The sequence below is a fragment of the Pseudomonas sp. SF2 genome (genome assembly GCF_036858055.1).
Lineage (GTDB): Bacteria > Pseudomonadota > Gammaproteobacteria > Pseudomonadales > Pseudomonadaceae > Aquipseudomonas.
Genome location: NZ_JAMBDI010000023.1, coordinates 76,449 through 86,402 on the forward strand (window position 1 = coordinate 76,449; position 9,954 = coordinate 86,402).

General features: G+C 62.0%; 10 protein-coding genes. 4 read left to right on the forward strand and 6 right to left on the reverse strand.

The annotated features are described in order from the left end of the window. Positions 1–61 precede the first annotated feature (61 nt). The 4 genes from M2S36_RS15450 to M2S36_RS15465 all read right to left on the reverse strand — a co-directional run bounded on the left by M2S36_RS15450 (position 62) and on the right by M2S36_RS15465 (position 3,435). Positions 62–808 (reverse strand): YebC/PmpR family DNA-binding transcriptional regulator, encoded by a 747-nt coding sequence (locus M2S36_RS15450; protein ID WP_013973810.1) that lies wholly within the window; start codon positions 806–808, stop codon positions 62–64. Between the two features lie 114 nt (positions 809–922). Continuing rightward, complete coding sequence (gene aspS, locus M2S36_RS15455) at positions 923–2,698, reverse strand: aspartate--tRNA ligase (protein ID WP_207830737.1); 1,776 nt, start codon at positions 2,696–2,698, stop codon at positions 923–925. Between the two features lie 93 nt (positions 2,699–2,791). After that, complete coding sequence (locus tag M2S36_RS15460) at positions 2,792–3,013, reverse strand: FmdB family zinc ribbon protein (RefSeq protein ID WP_003254776.1); 222 nt, start codon at positions 3,011–3,013, stop codon at positions 2,792–2,794. 92 nt (positions 3,014–3,105) lie between these two features. After that, a complete protein-coding gene (locus tag M2S36_RS15465) occupies positions 3,106–3,435 on the reverse strand; it encodes a ribbon-helix-helix domain-containing protein (protein ID WP_207830735.1) in 330 nt (109 codons plus the stop codon). A 281-nt stretch (positions 3,436–3,716) separates the two neighbouring features. On the opposite strand from M2S36_RS15465, the gene M2S36_RS15470 reads away from it, so the two are divergent. After that, a complete protein-coding gene (locus M2S36_RS15470) occupies positions 3,717–4,310 on the forward strand; it encodes a cold-shock protein (protein WP_207830733.1) in 594 nt (197 codons plus the stop codon). Positions 4,311–4,482: 172 nt separating this feature from the next. On the opposite strand, the gene M2S36_RS15475 is transcribed toward M2S36_RS15470, so the two are convergent. Both M2S36_RS15475 and M2S36_RS15480 read right to left on the reverse strand, forming a co-directional pair. After that, positions 4,483–4,689, reverse strand: coding sequence for a SlyX family protein (locus tag M2S36_RS15475; RefSeq protein WP_063913024.1), 207 nt, complete (start codon positions 4,687–4,689; stop codon positions 4,483–4,485). Further along, positions 4,690–5,109, reverse strand: a complete 420-nt coding sequence (locus tag M2S36_RS15480; RefSeq protein ID WP_333957413.1) for an HIT family protein — start codon at positions 5,107–5,109, stop codon at positions 4,690–4,692. Between the two features lie 690 nt (positions 5,110–5,799). Here M2S36_RS15480 and M2S36_RS15485 point away from each other — a divergent pair. From M2S36_RS15485 to M2S36_RS15495, 3 genes are all read left to right on the forward strand, one after another. Next, positions 5,800–7,065 carry an OprD family porin gene (locus tag M2S36_RS15485; RefSeq protein WP_207830729.1) on the forward strand — a complete coding sequence of 422 codons (1,266 nt, stop codon included), beginning with the start codon at positions 5,800–5,802 and terminating at the stop codon, positions 7,063–7,065. Between the two features lie 160 nt (positions 7,066–7,225). After that, entirely contained in the window at positions 7,226–8,941 is a 1,716-nt protein-coding gene (locus tag M2S36_RS15490) for a proline--tRNA ligase (RefSeq protein ID WP_063913027.1), read from the forward strand. 20 nt (positions 8,942–8,961) lie between these two features. Continuing rightward, positions 8,962–9,915, forward strand: a complete 954-nt coding sequence (locus tag M2S36_RS15495) for a hypothetical protein (protein WP_063913028.1) — start codon at positions 8,962–8,964, stop codon at positions 9,913–9,915. Positions 9,916–9,954: the final 39 nt, after the last annotated feature.

The following is a 9,954-nucleotide window of genomic DNA, read 5'->3' on the forward strand; positions in this document are numbered from 1 at the left end:
GCGAAAGGGCCGGTACAGGCGCTGACAAACTTGAAGAACTGGCCTGGATAGCCAGGACACCTTAGCCGAGGTTTTCCATGATCTCGTCGGAAATCTGGGCATTGGAGTAGACGTTCTGCACGTCATCCAGGTCTTCGAGCATGTCGATCAGTTTGAGCACCTTTTCGGCACCGTCCTGGTCGAGTTCGGCGCTGGTGGTCGGCTGCATGACGATTTCCGCGTCAGCGGCCTTGAAGCCCGCCTCTTCCAGGGCATTGCGCACGGCGTAGAAGCTGTTGAACGAGGTGAACACGTCGAACGAGCCGTCATCGTTGGCCACCACGTCGTCGGCATCGGCTTCCATCGCCGCTTCCATCAGCGCGTCTTCTTCCACGCCCGGGGCAAAGCTGATCTGCCCCTTGCGCTCGAACAGGTAGGCCACCGAACCGTCGGTACCCAGGTTGCCACCACACTTGGTGAAGGCATGACGCACGGCGGCGGCGGTACGGTTGCGGTTGTCGGTCATGGCCTCGACCATGATCGCCACGCCACCCGGGCCGTAACCTTCGTAGCTGAGTTCTTCGACGTTGTCGCTTTCGTTGGTACCGGCACCACGGGCCACGGCGCGATCGATGATGTCGCGGCTCATGTTGGCGCCCAGGGCCTTGTCCAGCGCCAGGCGCAGGCGTGGGTTGGAGGCCGGGTCAGCACCGCCCTGCTTGGCGGCGACCGTCAGCTCGCGGATCCACTTGGTGAAGATCTTGCCTCTCTTGGCATCCTGGCGCTCTTTGCGGTGCTTGATGTTTGCCCACTTGGAATGACCAGCCATAACGACTCCGAATCCTTTGAATCACAAACAGCCCCGCCCCTGTGCGGGGCGGGACGGGAAATTGCCTGCGCCGAAACGCAAAGGCGCATCCATGTGGATGCGCCCGGGGACTGCTTACTCGACCTTGGTCTGTTCGCGCAGCCGGATGTGCAGCTCGCGCAGGGCCTTGGCGTCGACCATGCCTGGGGCCTGGGTCATGACACACGCGGCGCTCTGGGTTTTCGGGAAGGCGATCACTTCACGGATCGACTGGGCGCCGGTCATCAGCATGACCAGGCGGTCCAGGCCGAAGGCCAGGCCACCGTGAGGCGGTGCACCGAACTTCAGGGCGTCGAGCAGGAAGCCGAACTTCTCTTCCTGTTCTGCCGCTTCGATGCCCAGCAGGCGGAACACGGCCTGTTGCATCTCCTTGCGGTGGATACGGATCGAACCGCCACCCAGTTCGGTACCGTTCAGGACCATGTCGTAGGCACGCGACAGAGCGCTGGCCGGGTTGGCCTCGAGCTCTTCCGGAGTGCATTTCGGCGCGGTGAACGGGTGGTGCAGCGCGGTGAAGCTGCCGTCTTCGTTCTCTTCGAACATCGGGAAGTCGACCACCCACATCGGTGCCCACTCGCAGGTCAGCAGCTCGAAGTCGTGGCCCAGACGGATACGCAGCGCGCCCAGGGCTTCGCTGACCACCTTGAACTTGTCGGCACCGAAGAACACGATGTCGCCGTCAACGGCGCCAACGCGATCGAGGATGGTGTTGAGGTTGGCCTCGGGGATGTTCTTGACGATCGGCGACTGCAGGCCTTCGACGCCCTTGGCGCGCTCGTTGACCTTGATGTAGGCCAGGCCCTTGGCACCGTAGATGCCGACGAACTTGGTGTACTCGTCGATCTTGCTGCGCGGCATGCTGGCGCCGCCTGGCAGGCGCAGGGCGGTAACGCGGCATTTCGGATCGTTGGCCGGGCCGGCGAACACCTTGAAGTCGACGTCCTTGAGCTGGTCGGCAACGTCGACCAGTTCCAGCGGAATGCGCAGGTCCGGCTTGTCGGAGCCGTAGCGGCGCATGGCCTCTTCGAAGGTCATGTGCGGGAATTCGCCGAATTCCAGGTCCAGCACTTCCTTGAACAGCTTGCGGATCATGCTTTCGGTCAGGCCCATGATCTCGCTTTCATCGAGGAAGCTGGTCTCGATGTCGATCTGGGTGAATTCCGGCTGGCGGTCGGCACGCAGGTCTTCGTCACGGAAGCACTTGGCGATCTGGTAGTAGCGGTCGAAGCCGGCGACCATCAGCAGCTGCTTGAACAGCTGTGGCGACTGCGGCAGGGCGAAGAAGCTACCGGCGTGGGTACGGCTAGGCACCAGGTAGTCACGCGCGCCTTCCGGGGTGGCACGGGTCAGGATCGGCGTCTCGACGTCGAGGAAGCCGTTTTCGTCAAGGAAGCGACGAATGCTGCTGGTGATGCGCGAACGCAGGCGCAGCTTGTCGGCCATTTCCGGGCGACGCAGGTCGATGAAGCGGTAGCGCAGGCGGGTTTCCTCGCCGACGTCGGAGTATTCGTTCAGCGGGAACGGTGGGGTTTCCGCTTCGTTGAGCACGTTCAGCTGGTAGCCGAGGATCTCGATGGCACCGGAAGCCATGTTGGCATTCACCGCACCTTCAGGGCGCTTGCGGACCTTGCCGGTGATCTGCACGACGTATTCGCTGCGCACGCGGTCGGCAGCGGCGAAGGTTTCGGCGCGATCCGGGTCGAACACGACCTGGGCCATGCCTTCGCGGTCACGGATGTCGAGGAAGATCACCCCGCCGTGGTCGCGGCGACGATGGACCCAGCCGCAAAGGGTGACTTCCTGGCCGTCCAGGCTCTCGTTCAGTTGGCCGCAATAATGGCTGCGCATCATGATGGTGGTTTCGCTTCTCGTGATTCGTGTATTCGGTGGAGGCCTTGGCCGCCCGGAGGGCTAATACTGCAAGACCCGGTCACAGCATTCAACTCAGTCGGCCTTGTCGCCGCCTGCCAGATTCTTTTTCGCCCCGGTCTTGAAGTCGGTTTCGTACCAACCGTTACCGCTCAGGCGGAAGCCTGGCACCGACAGCAGCTTCTTCAGCGCCGGCGCCTGGCAGGCCGGGCAATCGGTCAGCGGCGCGGCGCTGATCTTCTGCAGCACTTCCATGCGGTGCTCGCAGGATGCACATTGATAGTCATAAAGGGGCATGGGTGTCTCTCGTCAACCATAACGCTGGCTGCCGGGGCAGCAAAAAGCGGGATTATATATGGTTAGCAAGCACTGCGCAGCCCGCCAGGCGATCAGCGCGCACTTGGCGGGTCCTGAAGCCAGGCGACGCAGATCACCCGGATCAGCCCGCTGAAGTTGCGCACCCCACCCTGGCGCAGGTGCACTTCGCGGTCCACATAGGACAGCACCGCGCTGACCGAGCAGCGGTTGGCCGCGGCGATGCGCTCCAGGATGCCCCAATAGACGGCCTCCAGCCGCAGGCAGGTGGAAAAGCCGTTGAGCCGCACCGAACGCGACACCGGCTGGGTCTGCAACATGTCGAAATCCGCCCTGAACGGATCGATGCACTGTTTTCCCGGCCAGCGCCCCTGGCCAGCCACACGTTTGCTCGCTTGCATCATGCGCCACACTTCCTCGTCACAGGTACCAGGTGGCCTATGAAGCGCTGACAGGCGTGGTTAAAGCAGCGGCAAAATCTTCCTGCACAAGCTGCATTACCCGCCGCGCAGCCTGCGGTTTGAGTAGCCTGCGGCTTTACTGTTAAATAGGCATGGTGCCACCCGTGCAGATTGTCATTGCCGGGTGCATAGGCTGGCCTGTCCCGTGTTCGCGCTCTACACCTCATGCGCACCGTGCCGCCAGCTCTTCCTGTGATCGGCCTTATCAACTGTGAGCCAACCCCATGTTCAAGATCGTCCATCTGGTGACGGGCGTGGCAGCCTTGCTGCTATCGCTCCTACCCAGCCTGAAAACCGATGCGACCCCCTTCCTTCAACAACCCGACGCGGTCTACCTGGCCCTGCTCGGCCTGCTCAACCTGGTGCTGGCCCCGGTCGTGCCACTGTACTACCGCGGCGCACGGCAACAGCTGCAGCACCTGGCCTGCGCCCTGCTGGTGGTGGCCGTGGTGCTGCAGACCCTGACACTGCTGGCCCGCCCGGAAATGGGCAACCTGGCCGCTCTGGTCTGCGCGGCGCTGGCGGTGGCCGTGCACCTGGCCGTGGGCTTTGCCCGCAGCCCGCGCAAGGCACGCGCCAGCCAGCACGCGGCGCAGGATGCCGGCAATCGTGATACCGGTACCGTGAAGTGGTTCAACACATCCAAAGGCTTTGGCTTCATCTCCCGCGACTCGGGCGATGATATCTTCGTGCACTTTCGCGCCATTCGCGGTGAAGGCCACCGCATCCTGGTGGAAGGCCAGCGCGTGGAATTTTCCGTGATGCACCGCGACAAGGGCCTGCAGGCCGAGGATGTGGTTGCGGTAACCCGCCGCTGATTCCATTTGCAGAAACCATCCCTTGTGGGAGACAGCCCAGCCCTTCGGGCTGCGCTGTCGCGCAGCGAACTGAATTCGCAAGCGGTCCGCTCCCACAGGGGCCCTGCCAATTCAATGAGTCATGTGCAGCTCCATGAGAGCTGGCTTGCCGGCGACAGGGCCCTGAAAGGTATCAATAATGAGGCGGCGGCGCCTCGTCCCCTTCGCTGCCGTACTGGCCAACCATCTCTTCGTAACGCTTGATCAGCTCGGCCATCTGCAACTGCAGCCGTTCGATCACCCGCCCCTGCTCGACCACCACGTCATTCAGCGCCTGGATGGTGTCATCCTGGAACGCCTGGCGGGTTTCCAGTTCGACCACTCGTAATTCAAGCGACATTCAGGCCTCCTGGTAGCCGGCAAGTTGCAGCCCGCGCAGGCGCTGGCGAATGGCTCGCACCTGGTCGTCGGTGTAGGCCACCGCCGGGCACTTGCCCCACACCGGTGCCGGCCAGGCGGCGTCGTCGCGCTGGCGCACGATCACGTGCATGTGCAACTGGCTCACCACATTGCCCAGGGTAGCCACGTTCATCTTGTCGGCGTTGTAGCTGGCCTTCAGTGCCTCGGCCAGGCTGGTGGTTTCCTGCCACAACTGCTGCTGCTCCGCAGCATCGAGCTCGAACAGTTCGCTGATACCGGCGCGCTTGGGCACCAGGATGAACCACGGATAGTTGGCATCCTTGCTCAGCAACAACTGACACAGCGCAAACTCCCCCAGCACCAGGGAATCCTGCTGCAAACGCGAATCGAGGACGAACACGGCAAATCTCCTTGAGGCAGAACCAACCGCTTCACGCGGAAAACAGGCCTGCAAGGATACCTTGCACGTTCCCGGTAACACAGCGCTACTTTTCGCACCAAAATGAGGCCGCCGGTACACCTCCCACCACACTTGCCACCCACAGGTGACGCTGCATGAACAAGTTGCGGTAACACATTGACTTTCATGGCAGCTTTTCAATTTTTAATGATTCTCGACAGCAATACGCCGCCAGACGGCTCCCGCCCCGTGTTTACGGCACTTTCCGACCCCCGGTAGCAGGTTTTGTGAAAATTTCATGAAGCGTTGCGAATTTTGAGCACGCTTGTTGCATTCCTTTCACGCCAAGTCGGCACGACATCTGCAACAGCGGGTGTACGCGACAAATAACAACAGCGACATTGGTTACCAGGGAGTTTCCCCAACCGGAATCGGTAGTTACAGATTCATTACGGTGACAGGAACAGCGCTGGGGTTGTACGGCCCTTGAACCGGGGCGTGATTTGCGACATGGAAATACCTAGAAGCGACATGGTGAAAAAGTTCCGAAAAGGATGTTTATACCCATATCGCCAACAACAGTCTGCGTGCTATACATTTTCGCCGACATAACAAGAAAGAGCTGCCCCATATAACTAAAAGACTTGGACGCAGCGGTACTCTTCCTAAAAACCAAAGGAGCAAATCACGATGCGCGTGATGAAGTGGAGCATGATCGCCCTGGCCGTTGCGGCAGGGACCTCGCAGTTGGCATTGGCCTCTTCCCAGGACGAGTCCAAAGGTTTCATCGAAGACAGCAAGCTGAACGTCAAGACCCGCATGCTGTACTTCAGCCGTGACTTCCGTAACAACGAAGGCGGCCAGAGCCGTCGCGAAGAAACCGGCCTGGGCTTCCTCGGCACCTTCGAGTCCGGCTTCACCCAGGGCACCGTGGGTGTGGGTGTCGATGCCATCGGCATGCTCGGCCTGAAACTGGACAGCGGCAAGGGCCGCGCCGGTACCGGCCTGTTCCCGACCGGCTCCGACGGCCGTTCGCAGGATGATTACTCCAAGGGCGGTGGTGCGGTTAAGTTCCGTATCTCCGACACCGTGCTGAAAGTGGGTGACCAGTTCACCGCACTGCCGGTCTTCGCTACCGACGACAGCCGCCTGCTGCCAGAAATCGCTCAGGGCACCCTGATCACCAGCAACGAGATCGAGGGCCTGACCCTGCACGCTGGTCACTTCACCAGCCTGACCGCCCAGGAGCAGACCAACCGCGACAGCTTCGGCCTGAAGGAAGCCAACGTGGTCGGTGGTACCTACGCCTTCACCGACAACCTCAGCACCAGCCTGTACTACTCGAAGGTCGAAGACTACTGGCGCAAGTACTACGCCAACGTCAACTGGGCGCTGCCGATCTCCGACAAGCAAGGCCTGGTGTTCGACTTCAACATTTATGACACCAAGAGCGAAGGCTCGGCCGAGTACCGCGCGTTCGACGGCGACAAGCTGGACAACCGCGCGTTCAGCCTGTCGGGCGCCTACAACATCGGCGCGCACACCTTCACCCTGGCCTACCAGAAAGTCACCGGCGACGGCGACTATGGCTATGGCATCGACGGTGGCGGCACCATCTTCCTGGCCAACTCCATTGCCCGTTCCGACTTCAACGCCGAAGACGAGAAATCCTGGCAGGCTCGCTACGACCTGAACTTCGCCGAATACGGCATCCCGGGCCTGACCTTCATGACCCGTTATGTACGCGGTACCGACGCCAACGTCGCCGGCACCAGCAACGGCAAGGAATGGGAACGCGACGTCGATATCAAGTACGTACTGCAGAGCGGCCCGGCGAAAGACCTGAGCTTCCGCGTACGTCAGGCCACCTACCGCTCTTCCGATGGCGTTTACTACGATTCCCCATCGATCGACGAACTGCGCCTGATCGTGGAGTACCCGCTGAGCATCCTGTAAGCCTGGCTTGCAGTGCCCCGCACCTGAAAAAGCCCGGCGATCACGCCGGGCTTTTTCTTGGCTGACAAGTGTCACACCCTGGGGCATCCTGTACGCCTTCGTTTCGCCCCCGTACAATGCGGGGTCATTTCAATGTCTTAGGCAATCGACACGGCTCACCATGCGCACCAGTCAATATTTGCTCGCCACCCAGAAAGAAACCCCTGCCGACGCAGTGGTCATCAGCCATCAGCTCATGCTGCGTGCCGGCATGATCCGCAAACTGGCCTCCGGCCTGTACACCTGGCTGCCGATGGGCTTGCGGGTGATGCGCAAGGTCGAGGCCGTGGTGCGTGAGGAAATGAACGCCGCCGGCGCCCTGGAAGTGCTGATGCCCAGCATCCAGCCCGCCGAACTGTGGCAGGAATCCGGCCGCTGGGAACAGTACGGCCCCGAGCTGCTGCGCCTGAAAGACCGCCACCAGCGCGACTTCTGCGTCGGCCCGACCCACGAAGAAGTCATCACCGACCTGGCCCGCAACGAGCTGTCCAGCTATAAACAGCTGCCGCTCAACATGTACCAGATCCAGACCAAGTTCCGTGACGAGATCCGCCCGCGCTTCGGCCTGATGCGCGGCCGCGAGTTCATCATGAAGGACGCCTACTCGTTCCATGCCGACCAGGCTTCCCTGCAGGAAACCTACGACCGCATGCACCAGGCGTACAGCAACGTGTTCACCCGCCTGGGCCTGGACTTCCGTCCAGTACAGGCTGACACCGGCTCTATCGGTGGCAGCTACTCGCACGAGTTCCACGTACTGGCCGAGTCCGGCGAAGACGACGTGATCTTCAGCGACAGCTCCGACTACGCCGCCAACATCGAGAAGGCCGAGGCCATCCCGCGCGAAACCGTGCGCCCAGCCCCTACCGAGGAGCTGCGCCTGGTCGACACGCCGAACGCCAAGACCATCGCCCAGCTGGTGGAAAACTTCGGCCTGCCGATCGAGAAAACCGTCAAGACCCTGATCGTGCGCGGCGCCGAGGAAGGCAAGCTGGTTGCCCTGGTGGTACGTGGCGACCACGAGCTGAACGAAATCAAGGCGGCCAAGCTGGAACAGGTTGCCGACCCGCTGGTCATGGCTACCGACGCCGAGCTGCGCGAGGCCATTGGTGCCGGCGCCGGCTCGCTCGGCCCGCTGAACCTGCCGCTGGAATGCGTGATCGACCGTTCGGTTGCCCTGATGAGCGACTTCGGCATTGGCGCCAACATCGACGACAAGCACTACTTCGGCGTGAACTGGGAGCGCGACCTGCCGGTTCCACAGGTCGCCGACCTGCGTAACGTGGTCGAAGGTGACCCGAGCCCGGACGGCCAGGGCACCCTGGTGATCAAGCGCGGCATCGAAGTGGGCCACATCTTCCAGCTCGGCACCAAGTACAGCGAGGCGCTGAAGTGCCAGGTACTGGGCGAGAACGGCAAGCCGGTAACCCTGTCCATGGGCTGCTACGGCATCGGCGTGTCCCGCGTGGTCGCCGCTGCCATCGAGCAGAGCTACGACGACAAGGGCATCATCTGGAACGACGCCCTGGCCCCGTTCCAGATCGCCCTGGTACCGCTGCGCTACGAGACCGACGTGGTTCGCGAGGCGACCGACAAGCTGTACGCCGAGCTGACTGCTGCCGGCTACGAAGTGCTGCTGGACGACCGTGACAAGAAGACCAGCCCAGGCATCAAGTTTGCCGACATGGAGCTGATCGGTATCCCGCACCGCATCGTCGTCAGCGATCGCGGCCTGGCCGAAGGCAACCTGGAGTACAAGCACCGCACCGAGCAGGACGCCCAGCCGTTGCCGCTCAATGAAGTGCTGACCTTCCTGCAGGCCCGCGTTCGCCGCTGATAACCAATGCACGAGTGATCATGTTCAAGCGAAGTACCTTTCCCCTGGGGGGCGCCGCACTGTGCGGCGCCCTGCTCGTCAGCGGCTGCGCCAACCAGATGTCCCAGCGCAGCGACCATGAGGAGCGCATCGAGCGCAAACTGCTCGAGCACACCCTGCAGATCGATGTCGGCGAGCCGAAGGTGATGGAGCTTCCGCAGCGACGTGTGCGGGTGCATGAGCAGAAGCGCTTCGAAGTCACCGAGTTCGAAGTCACCCGCAGCTATGACCGCTACACGCCGTACCAGCCCTGGCGGGAGATCTACGAGATCCCGCTGGGTGCGGTGGCGGTAGTAGCGGGCGTCGGTGCCAACGTGGTCAACGTCTTTGCCCTGGGCAACCTGCCGGAAAGCATCACCCACGACTGGCTCAGCTACGGCGTGGACGGACTCAACCCGTTCATGAACGTGCCGTCCAACGGTCGTGCCCAGCAGAACCTGGCCGGAATCAGCGAAGTGCAGAAAGGCAAGCGCGAGGAATCTACCAGCGTGCCCTGGAGCGAGCGCCTGGTCGAGGTCAAGGCCGGCAAGATGACCCACGAGCTGACCACCGACAGGAACGGCGTGCTGCGCCTGAACCTGCTCGACAGCCCGTTCTCCGAGCAGAACCTCAACCACATCGGCACACTGCACCTGCAGGTGCTGGACGAGGACAACGCGGTACGTGGCGATGCCAGCCTGCTGGTCAGCGCCACCCTGCGCAACAAGCTGCTCGAAGCCCATGAACTGATCTTCGATGACCTGGAAGACGACGATGTCGGCCAATGGGTACACCGGGTCAAGCGCTTGTCCGAACTGGGCCTGGAAGAGGAAGCCAGTGAAATGGAACAGAGCCTGATCGAACTGACCCGCAACGACCCGGAGCTGCAACAGGAGTTTCTGCAGTCGCTGACCAAGGCCACTGGCCGGTTGGTGGCTGATCCGGGCGTGCAGTAACTGCTGCGGGGCAACGCATCCCCCTGTGGGAGCGGCCTT